Origin of the sequence: Aequorivita sp. 609 (assembly GCF_014212065.1) — a bacterium.
Taxonomy (GTDB): Bacteria; Bacteroidota; Bacteroidia; order Flavobacteriales; family Flavobacteriaceae; genus Aequorivita; species Aequorivita sinensis.
On record NZ_JACJVM010000033.1, the window covers coordinates 44,668 to 62,020 of the forward strand.

Annotated in this window: 14 protein-coding genes and 2 tRNA genes; 9 read left to right on the forward strand and 7 right to left on the reverse strand. The window is 34.1% G+C overall.

What is annotated here, in order from left to right:
* Nucleotides 1-64 precede the first annotated feature (64 nt).
* Genes H4O20_RS09155 through H4O20_RS09165 form a run of 3 tightly spaced genes read left to right on the forward strand, consistent with a single transcriptional unit; the run spans nucleotide 65 to nucleotide 2,425 of the window.
* A complete protein-coding gene (locus H4O20_RS09155; protein ID WP_139853821.1) occupies nucleotides 65-1,348 on the forward strand; it encodes a putative DNA modification/repair radical SAM protein in 1,284 nt (427 codons plus the stop codon).
* Nucleotides 1,345-2,112, forward strand: coding sequence for a TIGR03915 family putative DNA repair protein (locus H4O20_RS09160; RefSeq protein WP_139853822.1), 768 nt, complete (start codon nucleotides 1,345-1,347; stop codon nucleotides 2,110-2,112). Before H4O20_RS09155 ends, H4O20_RS09160 begins: the two co-directional genes overlap by 4 nt.
* Before the next feature lie 52 nt (nucleotides 2,113-2,164).
* Nucleotides 2,165-2,425 carry a hypothetical protein gene (locus tag H4O20_RS09165; RefSeq protein WP_139853823.1) on the forward strand — a complete coding sequence of 87 codons (261 nt, stop codon included), beginning with the start codon at nucleotides 2,165-2,167 and terminating at the stop codon, nucleotides 2,423-2,425.
* A 76-nt stretch (nucleotides 2,426-2,501) separates the two neighbouring features.
* On the opposite strand, the gene H4O20_RS09170 is transcribed toward H4O20_RS09165, so the two are convergent.
* The 4 genes from H4O20_RS09170 to mutS all read right to left on the reverse strand — a co-directional run bounded on the left by H4O20_RS09170 (nucleotide 2,502) and on the right by mutS (nucleotide 6,170).
* On the reverse strand, nucleotides 2,502-3,008 hold the full coding sequence (locus H4O20_RS09170) for a hypothetical protein (RefSeq protein WP_139853824.1): 507 nt from the start codon (nucleotides 3,006-3,008) through the stop codon (nucleotides 2,502-2,504).
* Nucleotides 3,009-3,129: 121 nt separating this feature from the next.
* A tRNA-Leu gene (locus tag H4O20_RS09175) sits at nucleotides 3,130-3,213 on the reverse strand.
* 64 nt (nucleotides 3,214-3,277) lie between these two features.
* Nucleotides 3,278-3,350, reverse strand: a tRNA-Gly gene (locus tag H4O20_RS09180).
* Between the two features lie 183 nt (nucleotides 3,351-3,533).
* Nucleotides 3,534-6,170: a DNA mismatch repair protein MutS gene (gene mutS / locus H4O20_RS09185; protein WP_185099058.1), complete on the reverse strand. Its 2,637-nt coding sequence runs from the start codon at nucleotides 6,168-6,170 to the stop codon at nucleotides 3,534-3,536.
* A gap of 219 nt (nucleotides 6,171-6,389) precedes the next feature.
* Here mutS and H4O20_RS09190 point away from each other — a divergent pair, with 219 nt between their 5' ends.
* Nucleotides 6,390-6,923, forward strand: coding sequence for an RNA methyltransferase (locus H4O20_RS09190; RefSeq protein WP_185099059.1), 534 nt, complete (start codon nucleotides 6,390-6,392; stop codon nucleotides 6,921-6,923).
* A 38-nt stretch (nucleotides 6,924-6,961) separates the two neighbouring features.
* Here the strand turns inward: H4O20_RS09190 and H4O20_RS09195 are convergent, their stop codons facing one another.
* The 3 genes from H4O20_RS09195 to H4O20_RS09205 all read right to left on the reverse strand — a co-directional run bounded on the left by H4O20_RS09195 (nucleotide 6,962) and on the right by H4O20_RS09205 (nucleotide 10,212).
* Nucleotides 6,962-7,873, reverse strand: a complete 912-nt coding sequence (locus H4O20_RS09195) for a geranylgeranylglycerol-phosphate geranylgeranyltransferase (RefSeq protein WP_185099060.1) — start codon at nucleotides 7,871-7,873, stop codon at nucleotides 6,962-6,964.
* Between the two features lie 142 nt (nucleotides 7,874-8,015).
* The gene (locus H4O20_RS09200) at nucleotides 8,016-8,954 is read right to left on the reverse strand and encodes a mevalonate kinase (RefSeq protein ID WP_139853828.1); all 939 of its coding nucleotides are present in this window, start codon (nucleotides 8,952-8,954) and stop codon (nucleotides 8,016-8,018) included.
* A 166-nt stretch (nucleotides 8,955-9,120) separates the two neighbouring features.
* The gene (locus tag H4O20_RS09205) at nucleotides 9,121-10,212 is read right to left on the reverse strand and encodes a diphosphomevalonate/mevalonate 3,5-bisphosphate decarboxylase family protein (protein ID WP_139853829.1); all 1,092 of its coding nucleotides are present in this window, start codon (nucleotides 10,210-10,212) and stop codon (nucleotides 9,121-9,123) included.
* Nucleotides 10,213-10,501: 289 nt separating this feature from the next.
* On the opposite strand from H4O20_RS09205, the gene H4O20_RS09210 reads away from it, so the two are divergent.
* The 5 genes from H4O20_RS09210 (at nucleotide 10,502) to H4O20_RS09230 (ending at nucleotide 17,330) form a co-directional block, all read left to right on the forward strand.
* Nucleotides 10,502-11,074, forward strand: a complete 573-nt coding sequence (locus tag H4O20_RS09210; protein WP_139853830.1) for an RNA polymerase sigma factor — start codon at nucleotides 10,502-10,504, stop codon at nucleotides 11,072-11,074.
* Nucleotides 11,075-11,083: 9 nt separating this feature from the next.
* Nucleotides 11,084-11,830: a tetratricopeptide repeat protein gene (locus tag H4O20_RS09215; RefSeq protein WP_139853831.1), complete on the forward strand. Its 747-nt coding sequence runs from the start codon at nucleotides 11,084-11,086 to the stop codon at nucleotides 11,828-11,830.
* The gene (locus H4O20_RS09220) at nucleotides 11,827-15,081 is read left to right on the forward strand and encodes a CHAT domain-containing tetratricopeptide repeat protein (RefSeq protein ID WP_185099061.1); all 3,255 of its coding nucleotides are present in this window, start codon (nucleotides 11,827-11,829) and stop codon (nucleotides 15,079-15,081) included. The genes H4O20_RS09215 and H4O20_RS09220 overlap by 4 nt, the downstream gene beginning before the upstream one ends.
* Before the next feature lie 109 nt (nucleotides 15,082-15,190).
* Nucleotides 15,191-15,751, forward strand: coding sequence for a Crp/Fnr family transcriptional regulator (locus H4O20_RS09225; RefSeq protein ID WP_185099062.1), 561 nt, complete (start codon nucleotides 15,191-15,193; stop codon nucleotides 15,749-15,751).
* 205 nt (nucleotides 15,752-15,956) lie between these two features.
* Nucleotides 15,957-17,330: a TolC family protein gene (locus H4O20_RS09230; protein ID WP_185099063.1), complete on the forward strand. Its 1,374-nt coding sequence runs from the start codon at nucleotides 15,957-15,959 to the stop codon at nucleotides 17,328-17,330.
* The last annotated feature ends 23 nt before the right edge of the window (nucleotides 17,331-17,353 follow it).

The window sequence follows — 17,353 nt, forward strand, 5'->3', positions numbered from 1 at the left end:
AATTTTGGATTTAAACCTACTTTCTAGGATTATTTCCTTAATTTTGGCAATATTCCAATATTGTATGGATTTTAAAAGAATAAATGAAAAGTTAGAAATACTGGCAGACGCAGCAAAATATGATGTTTCCTGCTCGTCTAGCGGTAGTAATAGAAAGAACACATATAAAGGTTTAGGCAATAGCAATGGCATGGGAATATGTCATAGCTATACCGAAGACGGCAGATGTGTTTCGCTATTAAAAATACTCTTAACCAATCACTGCATTTTTGATTGCGCTTACTGTGTAACTCGAAAAAGTAACGACATAAAACGAGCTGCTTTTAAAGTTCAAGAAGTGGTAGATCTAACTATTAATTTTTACAGAAGAAATTATATAGAAGGCCTGTTTCTTAGCAGTGGAATTTTCAAGAATGCCGATTACACCATGGAGCGTCTAATTGCAGTGGCAAAAAAGCTCAGGCAAGAAGAAAATTTCAACGGTTATATTCATTTAAAATCTATTCCCGGTGCGAGTGATGAATTGATGCGAGAAGCCGGACTTTATGCAGATAGACTGTCGGTGAATATTGAAATTCCAACTGAAAAAGGTTTAAAACTCCTTGCACCTGAAAAGGATAGAAAGGATTTTATAAAACCTATGGAAAAAGTGAAAAATGAAATCATTCAATATAAAAATGAAAAGAAACTTCTGAAAAAAGTTCCCATTTACGCTCCCGCTGGGCAAAGTACTCAAATGATAGTTGGGGCTAGTGGCGAAACCGATGCTGAAATAATGTACACTTCAGCATATTTTTACAAATCGTTTAATCTAAAAAGGGTTTATTATTCGGGCTACGTCCCAATCAGCAACGATAGTCGCTTACCCACAATCGGATCGGCCGTTCCAATCTTGCGCGAAAACAGACTCTACCAAACCGATTGGCTTCTTCGCTTTTATGGATTTGACGTTCGTGAACTGTTAAACAAAGAACACCCAAATCTAGAGTCGGATATAGATCCAAAATTAAGTTGGGCGTTGAGAAATCTAGATCAGTTTCCTATAGATGTCAATAAAGCTGATATGAGAATGTTATTACGCGTGCCAGGCTTAGGACTAAAATCTGTAAATAAAATTATCAAGGCACGCAGATATCGAAAGTTAAATTGGGAAAACTTAAAATCTATTGGAGCTTCCTTAAACCGAGCTAAATATTTTATTGTTTGCGATTCTACTACTTTTGAAACAAAGGATAGAACCTCCGCACAACTCAAAAGCATAATTCTATCAAACTCGAGTTCCAAGTTTTCGGCAACTTTAAGCAATCAATTAAGCCTTTTCGACAATCCGAATACACTATCTGCGTGAAAACCATTTTAAAATACGATGGTTCTTTTGAAGGTCTTTTGTCGAGTGTGTTCTATGTTTATGAACACAAGTTAAAAGAAGTTTCAATTATAAAAGAAGAGCACTACGAACCTAACTTTTTCGACCATAGCATAACAATACTTTCTGAACCAAAAAAAGCCAAGCGAGTCTGGCAGGGCTTGTCTAAGAAAATATCACCTAAGGCGAAGACTAAGCTTTATAAAGCATTTTTAAGTGAAACCTTAAATATTGAAAATACTATTCTCTATTATATAAGAAAAGCGTTATCCGCGAGTGTAAGTATAGAAAATGATTTTACCGATTCGGAAATTTTACATTTAGAAAAAACCGTAAAAAAGGTAGATAGAGAAAAACACAGAATGGATGCATTTGTACGATTTCAACTTACTAAGGACGGAATATACTTCGCTACAATAGAACCAGATTTTGATGTTTTACCTTTAAACACATCCCACTTCAAAAGTAGATATGCAGATCAAAGGTGGTTGATTTACGATATAAAAAGAAATTATGGAATATTTTACGACTTATTAAACGTTCAAACCATTACCTTAGAGCTATCAAAAGATATCCACAGAGGAGATAAAGCTTCTTTATATTTTACGTATGAAGAAATAGAGTTTCAAAAGCTATGGTTCAATTACTTTAATAGCAGTAATATAGGCTCAAGAAAGAATATTAAGCTACATATTAAGCATATTCCTAAGCGGTATTGGAAATTTTTAACAGAAAAAAAATTTTGAATCATTTTTTTACTTACTTTTGCTCATTATTAATCACTAATATATTACCAAAATGAAAAAAATATTTTTATCACTTGCAGCTCTTGCTTTAGTTGCTTCTGTTTACTCTTGTAGAGAAACTACTGAAGTAAAAGTTGACGAAACTGCTGAGTCTATTGAAACTGAAACTGAAAACGCACTAGATAACGCTGGTGACGCTATTGATGATGCTGTTGATGCAACAGGAGATGCAATGGAAGATGCAGGAGATGCTATCGAAGATGCTGCTGAAGACACTAAAGATGCTGTAGAAGACGCAACTGACGGTCAGTAAGCAATAAATTTGCTATAAAATTTAAGCCTTTTCTTAATTGAAAAGGCTTTTTTTTGCATTATAGTTTAATCGAAGATTATCTTAACATCTTCTCTCTTTCTTCTCTAATTGGAATCCTAGTCCATTTTTTATCCGATTCAGACTTACTGCTCGCTTCAGTAATTACCTTGGTATCTTTTATTTTTTTGAGATTTAGTTTTTTCTCTCGAGAAATAAACAATCCAGAAGTTAGTCTATTCTTATATTTTAAATGGTGAACAAATATTGGCAATGGTTCGGTTGGCTTCCACTTATTCTCTGTAAGCGCTATTCGGATAAAAGTTAGATCGGGATTGTTGTCCTGTGGTCTAAACCTGTTTAGGTTTTCTATATATTCACGATAGTAATCTTTAAAGAAAACATAGTTGAAATCGAGGTTGTCTAATTTTTCATAGAACTCCTTAATATCATCTAAAGCCCTGGAAGCTCGCTGTGGATTTGAAAACCTATGTCTAAATTCAACGATTAAGTTGTGGAACTTTCGCTGTTTTTCGATGAGTGGTTTTGTGCCAAGAGAAAGAATATTCAATATCAAATTAGCCATTAGCTTTTAGCATTTTGATGAATGGCAAATTTACGGAATAGAAGAGAATTAGGGAGAAATAAAAGGTTAATAAATAACAGATAAAAAAAATCCCCAATGTTTTACAACAAAGGGGATTTCGTACTCGAGGCGGGACTTGAACCCGCACGACCAAATGGTCACAGGATTTTAAGTCCGGCGTGTCTACCAATTCCACCACTCGAGCTTAAAAGAGGTTGTCTAATACAACCTGGACTTAACAAAAACACCGAAAAACGGGATTTCAGTTGAGCGAAAAACGGGATTCGAACCCGCGACCTCCACCTTGGCAAGGTGGCGCTCTACCAACTGAGCTATTTTCGCGTATTCTTAAAAACCGAAACAAGCACCTCCAATAAATTTGAAGATACTCTATTTTCTCAATTTTACCTGAGAAGGTTATTTTCGCAAGATTTTTAATGAACGTCGCTTCTTATTCAAAGCGGAGGCAAATTTATAAATTTTACTTCAATCACAAAGTGTTTTTTGAGAAATTATTTTCAAAATTTACTTTTTTATTTTTAACGTTGCATTCCGCTCTAACATTCGCTTAATTTCATTTAGCTTCATTAAAGCTTCCACAGGCGTAAGTGTATCAATATCAATATCTAATATTTCTTCACGCAATTCTTCAAGCAGAGGATCGTCTAATTTTAAAAAGCTCAATTGCATTTCATCTTGTGAAATAGACTTCATTTCTTCAGTCAATTCTTCCGATCCGTGATTTTTTTCTAGCCTTTTTAAGATTTTATTTGCGCGCTGAAGGACCGTTTGTGGCATTCCAGCCATTTTTGCAACGTGTATCCCAAAACTGTGATGACTACCACCAGGAATCAATTTTCGCAGAAAAAGCACATTGTCTTTTAATTCCTTTACCGAGACATTGAAATTTTTGATTCGCTGAAAAGTTTCAGTCATTTCATTCAACTCGTGGTAATGCGTAGCAAAAAGTGTTTTCCCGCGAGAAGGATGCTCGTGTAAGTATTCACTAATCGCCCAAGCAATCGATATCCCATCATAAGTACTAGTACCACGTCCAATTTCATCTAATAGAATTAAACTGCGCTCCGATAGGTTATTTAGAATACTTGCTGTTTCATTCATTTCAACCATAAAAGTAGATTCGCCCATCGAAATATTATCGCTAGCCCCTACTCTGGTAAAAATTTTATCTACACAACCCATCCTAACAGCCGATGCAGGAACAAAACTCCCCATCTGTGCCAATAATACTATTAAAGCTGTTTGCCTAAGTATTGCCGACTTACCACTCATATTAGGACCGGTAATCATAATAATTTGTTGAGATTCCCTATCTAAGAAAACATCATTTGCAATATAAGGGGAATCGGGTGGTAATTGCCTTTCAATAACGGGGTGACGTCCGTCTTTTATTTCTAAATCGAAGGAATTATCAAGTAGCGGACGACTATAGTTCGCTTCTTTAGCCTGAGTTGCGAAAGAGCACAAACAATCTAATTGCGCTATCAAGGCAGCGTTTTGCTGTACTGAAGCTATATATTCTAGCATCCACTCTACTAACTTAGCAAAAAACTCTTGTTCTAAGGCTAAGATTTTTTCTTCAGCACCAAGAATTTTAGCCTCGTATTCTTTAAGTTCTTCGGTTATATAACGCTCGGCATTTACAAGGGTTTGCTTGCGTATCCACTCTGCTGGTACTTTGTCTTTATGAGTGTTTCTAACTTCAATATAATATCCGAAAACATTATTTGAACCTATTTTAAGAGAAGAAATACCTGTGCGATTGGTTTCACGCTCTAGCATTTCATCTAAATATCCTCTACTATTTACTGATATATTACGAAGGTCATCAAGTGTTTCTGAAAAACCTTCTGCAATTACATTTCCTTTAGCAACATTTACAGGTGCTTCTTCAAAAAGTGTTTCTTTAATTTTATTTCGTAGCAGTTCACAATCGTGTAATTGTTCGCCTATAATTTTTAGCGATTCATTCTTTGAGTTTAACGATAGTGCTTTAATAGGCACAATGGCTTCCAAAGAGTTTTTTAACTGAATAACCTCTCGCGGATTTACTTTAGCAGTGGCAACTTTAGATATCAGTCGCTCCAAATCGTTAATCCGCTTTGTGTATTGTTGAATTTTCTCTAAAACTGCAGGATTCTCAAGTAGAAAGCTAACAACTTCGTGTCGTCTATTTATTTTTTCAACGTTTTTCAGTGGCAGCGCCATCCAGCGTTTTAAAAGCCTTCCACCCATTGGTGAAATAGTTTTGTCTATAACATCTAAAAGCGTAACAGCATTCTGTTGTGTGGAGTGATACAACTCTAAATTGCGAATTGTAAATCGATCCATCCAAACATATTCGTCTTCGGCTATTCTAGACAACCTTGAAATATGCTGAAGCTTGGTGTGTCTAGTTTCACTTAAATAATGAAGCGCAGCCCCTGCAGCAACAATCCCTTCTTCTAAATGATCAACTCCAAAGCCTTTTAAGTTTTTGGTGTTGAAATGCTTCGTAAGGGTTTCAAAAGAATAATCTCCTTGAAAAATCCAGTCTTCAAGGTGAAACACGTGATATTCATTTCCAAAAGTTTCAGCAAAAAGCTTGCGTTTCTGTTTTGAAAAGAGCACTTCAGATGGGCTAAAATTCTGAAGTAATTTATCTACATATTCTGCCGGGCCTTCAGAAACTAAAAACTCACCTGTAGACACATCTAAAAATGAAACACCAATATTTTGTGATTTGGCCGATCCCTTTGAAGCACCGAAATGCACCGCAGCTAAAAAGTTATTTGATTTTGATTGAAGAATATCATCGTTAAAGGCAACACCTGGAGTAACCAATTCGGTCACTCCGCGTTTTACAATGGTTTTGGTCATTTTTGGATCTTCCAACTGATCACAAATTGCCACACGACAACCGGCCATAACCAACTTTGGCAAATACGTATTTAGTGAATGATGAGGAAATCCTGCAAGCTCCATCTTATCGCCCCCATTATTTCGTGCCGTAAGAGTGATGTTTAATATTTTGGCAGCACGAATAGCATCTTCACCAAAGGTTTCATAAAAATCCCCTACACGAAACAACAGCAAAGCATCTGGATACTTAGCTTTAATATTGTTGTATTGCTTCATTAATGGGGTAACCTTCTTCGCCATAACTCTAATTATTCTTTAACCGATAAAAGTAACGAAATTGCAGTTTCCTTTAAAATGAAGTGTATATGAATTATCTTGTTTTATCAACAATAAACCGAGATTTTGTAAAACTCGCGTTGAATGATTTTTTAATTCACCTTTTTCTTAACCCTATCTTTTTATGAAGTAGCACAAACTAGCCTTCCACTTTTAATTTATTAGAATTAACTTTGCCGGCCTATGAAAAACCGCAAACTAAAAAATAGCGAATTAGACCGTATTAATCCTGAAGAATACAAAGCTTCAGAAAAAACTCCGTTAATTATTATTCTCGACAATATTAGAAGCTTGAATAATATCGGTTCTGTATTTCGCACTTCCGATGCTTTTTTAGTTAAGAAGATTTATCTCTGTGGTATCACCGCACAACCTCCGCACAAAGACATCCATAAAACCGCACTTGGTGCAACAGAAAGTGTAGATTGGGAATACGCCGAAAACACACTTGATGTTATTTCTAAATTGAAGGAAGAAGACATTTATATAGCGTCTATCGAACAAGCTGAGGACTCAATAAACCTCAACGAATTTACTGTAGCAAAAGACAAAACTTACGCTATAATCTTTGGAAATGAAGTTAAAGGCGTGCAGCAAAAAGTTGTTTCTGCAAGCGATGCAGTTATTGAAATCCCACAGTTTGGCACAAAACATTCACTTAATATTTCAGTAAGCGCTGGCGTAGTGGTTTGGGATTTATTTGTTAAAATGAAGTAGATGTTAGTGATGAGTGGTGAGTGGTTAGTTTTTTTCTTTTAAAACAATTTATTTGCTAAGAAGCCTGGGTTAATCAATACAATACTAAACACCCCAATTACAATGGCAAGCTTTAGTATATTGTGTAAAATAAGATAATGAATCTTATTTTTCGATTTCCACAGAACTGTTAAAAACAATACTAAGCCGACAATACTTGCGTAAAAATAGAAATCCATATACCCTATTTCACCTTTAAACTTTGTAATTAGTAATACTATTGGCACTAGCGTTAACAGGCTTAAAGCCGTAAGCATAAGTTTAGAAGTCTTTTCACCATAAACCACAGGAATTGTATTATATCCGTGCGTGATATCTCCTTTTAGGTTTTCTAAATCTTTGACCAACTCACGCATAGATATAAGTAGAAACAGAAAAGTTGCGTGAACAAAAATCACTATATCGAAATTGGCATAGTGTACAAAAATTGCAAAGAAGGGCACTACTGCAAGTATGGCTGCCACCATATTTCCTATAAAAGGATATTTCTTGAGTTTGTGCGAATAGAACCACAACATAAAGATATAAATCGAGAAAAAGACAACCGATTTAAATGAAACATAGCTAGCAAATACTACCGAAAGAAAGTTTAAAACAAAATAAGTAGAAAGTTTTGTACGCTGACTTACCAGTCTGTCCAACATTGTTTTTCTAGGTCTGTTGATAAGGTCTTTCTCGCTATCGTAAAAACTATTGATGATGTAACCCCCTGCTATCGCAGTAGATGAAGCTAGCACTAGCATTAATAAATTAACGTCGAATAAAACTTCTCGAACGGGGAGTTCGGGTGCTAAAATGTAAATGCTAGTAAGGTATTGGGCAATTACAATTATTAAAATATTGTATCCACGAACCACTGAAAACAGGCTAAAAAACTTAAGAAAAAGGAGCTTTTGTTTTCGGTTGAGCATAAACTATAAGGTTGAAAATAGGATGCTTAAATAATTATCAATACTACTTGAACGAAGTCGATAATAACATATACTTATGGTGAGGATCCGAATGTGCTCGACCAGACAGATTCACGATTGTAAATAACTTGTAATCCTTAGATTAGAAATTATAAACAACTTCTAGCTTGTAATCTTTTAGCGCTTCTTTAGCTTTATCGATATCTTCGGTAAAACCTAACATATATCCACCTCCGCCAGAGCCACATAGTTTTAAGTAGTAGGCGTTACTGTCTATTCCTTTTTTCCAAAGTTTGTGGAACTGTGCAGGAATCATAGGTTTAAAATTTTCCAAAACAACTTTAGAAAGTTGTTTAATATTTCCAAAAAGTGATTTTACATCGCCTTGAAGAAAGTCTTCAACGCAAGCATCTGTATGTTTCACAAATTGGTCTTTCAACATATTTCTAAAACCTTCCTGCTTCATATTTTCCATGAAAATCTGAACCATTGGCGCTGTTTCACCTGTGCTTCCACTGTCTAATAAGAAAACTGCACCCTTGCCATTTTCGGTTTGAGATGGAATACCTGCAGGTTCAATATTATCGTTAGAATTGATTAAGATAGGCAGGCTTAAATAACTGTTTAAAGGATCAAGACCCGATGATTTTCCGTGGAAAAAAGATTCCATTTCGGCAAAAACATTCTTAAGGGTTAATAGTTTTTCACGTGTAAGGTTTTCAAGAACAGTAATTTTATTGGTAGCATATTTATCATATATGGCAGCTACCAATGCACCACTACTCCCTACTCCATATCCCTGTGGAATACTACTGTCAAAATACAATCCGGCTTCAATATCATTTTTTAACGCCTGCATATCGAAAGAAACCAATTCAGGATTTTCACTTTGAAGATTTTCCAAATAATCTGCAAATCGCTTTAAACTAGCGTTCGACTTGTGTGTGGAAACTGTATGATGCTTATCAATCTTTAACGCCCCGTTATAAAAATTATACGGTATAGAAAGTCCTTTAGAATCTTTTATAATTCCGTATTCTCCGAAAAGTAAAATCTTAGAGTAAAATAAGGGGCCGTGCATATGATAAATTCTTAGTGAGGTCTAAAAATACTATTTTTAGTAATAATTAACCTATATGAGCTGCAAAGATACAGTTTTTAAGAATTACAAGCGTAAATTATTTTGTCCTAAAACTAAATTCTATTTTATACAATTATCTGTCTTAAAACAAAGTATGATTTATTTATCATTTTTTTACTGCTCCAAAACCGACCTCATCCACAATAAACTCATTGTTTTTGCAGAATTGCGAAAGCTCGGTGTTTATTAAGTTTAGCACACTTTCCTTTTCAGCTTCGGGATAAAGAACGTGTACGTTTGCACCAGCATCGAGGGTAAAACAAACCTTACTACCTGTCTCCTCTCTAAATGCCCAAATACGATTTAAAATTTCGAGCGTGTTTGGTTTCATCAAAATAAAATAAGGCATAGAAGTCATCATCATCGCGTGTAATGAGAGCGCCTCACTCTCTACGATTTTTATAAATTCAGAAACATCGCCATTTTTTAGAACGGGAATGAGTTTAGAAAGATTGGAATTAGCTTGTTCAAAACGTTGTTTCGCAAAAGGATGGTCGTGCATAAGCTCGTGACCTACAGTACTGCTAACTTGTTTTTCACCTTTATCTACTAGTAAAATGGTATCCTGATAATTGTGGAAATTCTCGTGTACCTCGAACTTGTATTGCGTTCCATAAAGATTACTACTTCCTTCTATTTCGGGATGTTCTCCCCAAACAATAATTGGTCCTTGCAAACTACGGCAAGCACTACCCGACCCTAAACGAGCAAGAAATGAAGCTTTTTGTATATCTGCTTCGCTCAATGAAGGTGAGCCATCGGGAGCTGAGCGCAGTTGATGCTCCATATCCACTAAACAAAGTGCCAAAGCGCTCATTCCACTAGCGGAAGAAGCAATGCCACTACTGTGCGGAAAGCTATTTGAGGTTTCAATTCTAAATTTATAATCTCTTAAGAAAGAGATGTACTTTTCTATTCTTTCAAAAAATTTTAAAATCTTCGGTTCAAAAGAAGATTCCCTCTTTCCGTCAAGAAACACTTCAAATTCGAATTCGCCAGAACTCTTTGGCTCGAAGAATATTGTGGTGTTTGTATGACTATTTTTAAGCGTAAAGCTAATAGAAGAATTCATTGGTAATTGCTCTCCGTACTTTCCCCAATATTTCACCAATGCGATATTACTAGGCGATTGCCACGAAACACTCCCTGAGGAAAGTTTTTGAGAATAACTTGAACCAACAAAACGATCTATTGCCATAATTAAAAATTAAGAAAACAAAAGTAAAATACTTTTTGATGAATGCGATAACAATTTAAAATCCTTTGCTTCTTGAGGTGATTATCTCTTCATCTGAAAATCACACCCTTTCCAGCAGAAATAAACTTTTTTCAAAATAAATGCTTTTTAGTGATGACCTTTTTAGATTTTCCCATTATAACAATAAACAATTCATTGGTAACATATAAAAAACACAAAAGCACAATATAGAATATAAGGTGTTTTAACAATCTAATTTAAAAATGTTGTATATTTCATAGTAATTTCTATGAATAATACACTAAATAAGGAAAAATTCGTGCTATTGGATGCTTTTTTGACCAATAAAGAAATGCCTATGCAAAAATTTTACCTGGCCGAATACCCTAAAACTAAGTATTATATATTAAAAAATGGAGGTGCCGTAGATAATGCAAAAGATATATTCCAAGAGGCTTTTTTAATCTGTTGGAAAAAAATATGTTCTGGAGATTTTAAACCTATTAACGAACAACAAATAGAAGCCTACTTGTTTACCATAGCGAAGAACAAGTGGATAGATTACACAAGAAGTGCAACAAAAAAGAAAACAACATCTATAAACGACAAGTTGTATCAATTTTCAATTGAAGACAATGTACAAACTAATGAAATAGAAAAAGCCGAATTACAAATGTCTATTACACTAAATGCATTCAACAACTTAGGGCAATCCTGTAAAGACATTTTAACTCAGTTTTATTTTTATAAAGCCCCCTTAAGAACAATAGCAGAAAACCTTGGTATAGAAGAAGCTTCTGCCAAGAATAAGAAATACAGATGCATTCAAAAGTTAAAAGAAATAGCATTAAATTATAAATAATCCCCCACAATGAAAACCCAAATAGAAATCACCCAAGTAGAGTGGGATATGATTGAAACCTATTTAGATCGAGAAAACGATTTAAACAAATATTCTATTTCTAAAGAAATAAAACAAATACCTGATTTTGAACAAAAAATAGAACACATAAAAAAAATACGTGAAGAGATAGAAGACAGCATTAGACGTTCCAAAATGAATGATTTTCACAAACACGTAGACGAAACTGAAAATTCGAAAGTAAAAAGCCTGTCATCTCCCAAAACAAAATCCTATACAATGTGGTATTCAGCTGCTGCAATATTGATATTGTTGTTTGGTATATTTTGGATGTTAGATAGCAACAACACTGCTGAAAAGATTTTTGCAGAAAACTTTAAACCCGATATCGGATTACCTTTAAAAATGGGAAGTGCAGATAGTTATGAATTTTATGAAGGGATGTTAGACTACAAGCAAGAAAATTATAAAAAAGCAATTTCGAAATGGGAGGTTTTACTAATAGACAACCCAGAAAACGACACATTAAACTACTTCTTAGGAGTAGCAAATTTAGCTTTAGGAGATGCTAGCGAATCATTAAAGTACTTGACAAATCAAGAGCGTTTTCAAGAAGGTATGTTTAAAGAAGAAGCTGCGTATTATGCGGCTTTAGCTAAGATAAAGGAAGGTAAAATTGAAGAAGCCAAAAACTTACTTAAAAACACCCCATCAATTCAAAACACTAAACTCCTCAGACAACTTGAGAAAGAATGAAACAAATTGTCAAAATAATAGGTGTATTTGCCCTACTTTGCTTTCTCGGCACTGTTTCATCTTATTCCCAAAAAAAAATTCTGACGGTTAGTGAAATTCAAAATCTCATTAGTCAAGATTCATTAGAAAAAGCTAAAACCATTGTAAAAAATAACATTCAATTATATAAAAATATAAAGAAATACGACAGTCTTTCCGAATACATAAAGCTTGAAGGTAGTTTAAAACTCAACAATGGAGAAACACAACAAGCATTAGATAAAGCGAAACAACTTTCAGATTATATAATCTCATCAAATAACCCACATTATATTAAAATAGCGCTGCACGAACTTTCATCTGTTCACCACAATTCAGGGCAAACAGAAAAAGCATACAACATTCTCAAACAAGCCGTAGCACCAACTTCACGTATTACTGATCCTGAAAATACCGATGCAGCTTCAGTTCAATATATGTTGGGGTACTACAAAATGAGAACTGGAGATTATGTATTAGCTAAAAACCATTATTTAAAGTCATTGGCCCTTTACAATAAAAGCACAACAAAAAACTACACATCTTTCAATCAGGTTTATACAGCTCTTGGTGGAATATTATGGCAAGAATCTAAATTAGACAGTTCGAAATATTACTTCGAGAAAGCTTTAAATGCTTTAAATAAAACCGACTCCACCGATTTAAAAAACGAACTGTTTAGACCGAGCTTACTTAAAATGAATATGTCTGTTTTATTCAATGCAATGGGAAAAAACCGAGAGGCTATTTCTATTTCCTATGAGGCAATTGAAGACTTTCAAAAGTTCATTAAAACCTCTAATGACGAACATGCCGTAAAACAAGCAAAGGGTTTTGTTTTTAGCACATTAGACAATCTAGGTTCTTATCACAACACCTTAGGTGAATTTAAACGAACCGAAGAAATCTTAGAGTATTCCTATGCTCTTAAGCAAAAAGAATATGAAGAAAACGATATGAATTTGATTATATCACATATCATTTTAACTCAAGCTAAAACAACGAATCAAAATTTTAAAGACGCTGAACTACACTTAAAAAAAGTAATTGATTATTACAAAAACAACGAGGTTGCTGATTCTTATTGGAAAGCTTCAGCTTATTCTGTTGGCGGCACTCTATATGAAGAAATGGGAGATTTAGAAAAAGCTAAGTTTTACTACGAAGAAGGGGATAGAATTTACAAGAAAATATCAGAAGGACGCTACTCTGTGGATAATTTGGATCGGTTTATTCACTTGTCTAAGTTTTATGTGAAAACAGGAGAAAAGGACAAGGCTATTTCGGCAGCAGAAGAAGCTTATGAGTATTCCCAAAATAATAGTTTGAAAAACACATTGCAAGAGTTTTTCCAGATTCAAAACTTGGCTATAGTACATTTCAAATTAAAAAATTATACAAAATCCTTAGAGTATAGCGACAAAGCCATAGCGTTTAACCTTCTCAATAAGGCAGAAGAAATGAGCACGGCCGACTCTATTGTTATACAGTATCGAAAACCTACTGCAATTCTTACCAACGTAGCCTCTAAATACCATCTATCAGAAAATAGAACAACGGCAGACCTAAAACAGTATGCAACTGAACTCAACAAAGCAATTTCAATTTTAGACCAACGTAAAAAAGTAGTTAATAATTATGACGATTTAACTATTCTGAATAAAGAAAACAACGAACTCTTCAATTTCGCAAAGAAGATTCTACTAGAGCTTTACCAAGACACTAAGGATGATTCTTATCTAGATCAAGCTATTTCACTTCATGAATCTGCAATTTACAATCGCATACGTTCACGATTAAACATACGCGATAACATTGCTTTTCAAAATGTTCCGAATGAAATTATTGAAAAGGAAAAGCTTCTTAAAAGTGATATTTCAAAGACCTTAGAGAAAAATAATGGAGAGGTAAACGCTTATATTTCAGCGTCTGAAAAATGGGAGCTTTTTATGAAAAAACTACAAAAGGACTATCCTGCATATTATAAAATGAGATATGAAACACTGGAAGAACCAATAAAAGATTTACAAGAAAAGATACCTGAAAATACTACCGTAATTCGCTACCTTTTCATTGAAGACAAACTAAATGCATTTGTGGTTTCACGATCTAAAAAAAATATTTTCCTTTTAAACAATTCAACTCTTGAGAAGAAAATAAAAGAATTGACAGTTGAAGATTTTTCAGTGGAGAAAAAAAGTGCGTTGCTTCACGACCTATACAAAATGCTTTGGCAGCCTTTGGAAGAAAGCATTAAAACTAAAAAAGTGGTTGTAATTCCAGATAGGGAGCTGTTTAATATTAGCTTCGAAATGTTGACGCCCGAACCTATAAAAAGCTTTAAAGAATTCACCACAAATAGTCTTTTAGCAAAGTATGATATTTCATACAACTTCAGTCTTTTGCTCTATAAGGACAACAGAAAAGTTATGGATTATAACGAGAATTATGTCGGTTTTGCGCCAGGATTCAATAAGAATATGAAACAAGAATATGTACTTGGTTTACAAGATTCGATGAAACTAGATAAATCATACTTAACACTTCTACCTCAACCTTTTAGTGAAAATTTAGTAAAGCAATACGCCAAAGTTTTCAAAGGAAATTATTTCATGAATGAGAACGCTAGCAAAACCTTATTTATCAATAATGCTAAAGAACATAAAATAATACACATCGGAACACATGCTGAATCCGACAATATCAGCCCTGAACTCAGTAGATTAGTGTTTGCCAAGCGAAAAGGAGAAAATCTAGCCTTAGATGAGAATTCACTTTATGCTTATGAAATTTACAACACTAATCTTTCATCGAATCTTGCCATATTAACAGCGTGTGAAACAGGAAAATCTATCTATCAATCTGGTGAAGGTGCAATTTCGCTTGCACACGCATTTAATTATGCAGGCAGTGAAAGTATCCTAACAAGTTTATGGAATATCGATGAGGTATCTAGCACCCAAATTGTAGAATATTTTTATGAATATCTCGCCCAAGGACTTCCAAAGGATGAAGCACTAAAAAAGGCAAAAATACAATACCTCTCTAGCGTGGAAGGCCGAGGTGCCGCACCGCAATATTGGGCTGGATTAGTGTTAATTGGAGATACAACACCAATTGAATTACAAGGAAATACAAATCATATTTGGTGGTGGGTAGCTGGCATTTTATTAATATTTGCACTCCTCATTTTTTTCTATAAACATCATAAAGACAGAAATCACAACACATAGATTTTTATAAAAAATTAAGGTACCCGTATACACCCTATTAACTACATAATTTATCCTCCATTTCTCCATCAATTTTCGATATATTTGGGAATAACTTTTATCTCCCTAAATGGAATTATCAGATTTTCTACTTTCACTTACTCCTTTCGATTCACACGAGCTCAAAGATATTACATCACATTTTGAACAAGAATTCATTCCTAAAAACACACTTTTGATTGAGCAAGGCCAGGTTTGTAAAAAACTTTATTACATAAAAAAAGGGATGGTAAGAAGTTACTATCTAAAAGAAGATGGCAAGGAAATAACGCAATGGTTTTTTAGTGTAGGAAAGTTTATGAGTAGTGTAGATAGTTTTTTCCAACAACGCCCAAGTTTGTATTATTTAGAAACTCTAGAAGATTCTGTTGTTTATTCAATTTCCAAAGATAAAATGGATCTGTTGTTTTCAAAATACCATAAAATGGAACAGCTGGGAAGATTAGCTTCAATTGAAATGCTTACAAAAGTAGTCAACAAGCTTAACGCTATTCAGTTTCAGTCCGCTCGTGAACGCTATGAATATATGTTGGCAGAATTTCCAGATATTTCCCACCGCGTACCTTTAGGGTATATAGCCTCTTATCTTGGAATGACTTCAGAAACACTAAGCCGCATTCGTAGAGGATAAAAAATCTTACTTTTTTTAAATACTAGACAACACATCATTACAATCTAAATATTTTATTCTAGCTTATAATTCGTTGAATTCAGAATAACATTTTGCTCTAATTGTCTGATTATTAAAATATTTTAAAAATACTTTTTTGATTTAGGTCAAAGGAAACCTCCATAAGTTACTGTAAATTTGCAATAAAATTATAAAACTGTAATAAATGCGAATCAAAAAAGGCATATTCAATTTCTTATGTATCAGTATTATTGGATTGTTTTCTAATTTAAGTTTTTCACAGGAATTAGATCCAGTTTTGCAAGACCTCATTAAAAAAGGTTTAGATAAAAGCCAGACGGTGAATATAAAATCCCTTGAGGCACAGCAAGCAAAATTAGATCAGCAACTAGCGAAATCGGTATTCATTCCAAAAGTTACATTGAATGGTAGCTACACTCGCTTGAATGACGATATCACTTTTGACGAGGACACTCAAAACCTCTTAATTGCAACGCAAAAACTTCTTATTAAAGAAGGAGCGGGAGTGCCTTTTAACGCGCCATTTCCTGATGGAATTCCTTTAAAAGAAACCCCAAATCTTCAGGATAAAAATATTTTAAAGACTTCTGTTGACGTTGATTGGGTTCTATTTAGCGGCTTTGAAGCTAGCAACGCAATTAAAGCGAGTAAACACAAAGAGTCTTCGCTAAACTATTTGGGAATGGCAGAAAAAGACAAGCTGGCACTTAAAATTATTGAAACCTATGATAAGCTTGCTTTGGTTTATGCTTCGGAGAAAGTTTTAAACACTTCCGAAAACTACCTAAACGAACAAGAGCATTATGTGCGAAAAGCAATTGAAAATGGCCTTGCCACCCCTATCGGCAGAAAAAAAATTGAATTAGCACAACAGCAGTTAGAAGGTAAAAAATTAGAATTCAAACACAACAAAACGCTTTTAATTGAAGCCCTACACCAACTTACAGGCGAAAGCAGAGATAATTTAAAATTATTAAGACCAAAGCTGGAGTCTTTTAGCTTGAGTGTAACTTCTAATACTGAAAAGCGAAATGAAGTTAAAGCATTAGAGGAAGCTGAGCAGGCAACACTTTATAAATCCAAAATGGAAAAAAGCCATTTTATTCCGAAAGTTGCTTTAAAAGGTCATTACGAATTTATTGAAGAATACCTATCGCTTTTAGACCCTAAATGGTATGTAGGTGTTGGAATACAATGGAATGTTTTTGACGGAACTCAATCAAGTATAAAAGCTAAGAAATCAAAAATAGAGAGTGAAATTTATAGAGAACGAATTGAAGAAGCCGAAGAGTTAATCGACTTGAGTATTGTAAAAGCTGAACAAGCTTATCAATCAACGTTACAGAATTCAAAAATTGTAGAAAAGGAAATTGAATTAGCTACCGATACTTATGAAATGGTAAATAAACAATACAAAAACGACTTAGCTTCTATAAATGATGTTTTGGATGCTTTAACCGATTTAGAAAAGGCAAACTTTAAACTACAAGAATCACTTTTTGATCAGCGAAGAGCCGTAACAGAATTGCTTCACGCCAAGGGAGTTTTAAAATATTAAAGTTGTCGAGAAATGGATTTCTA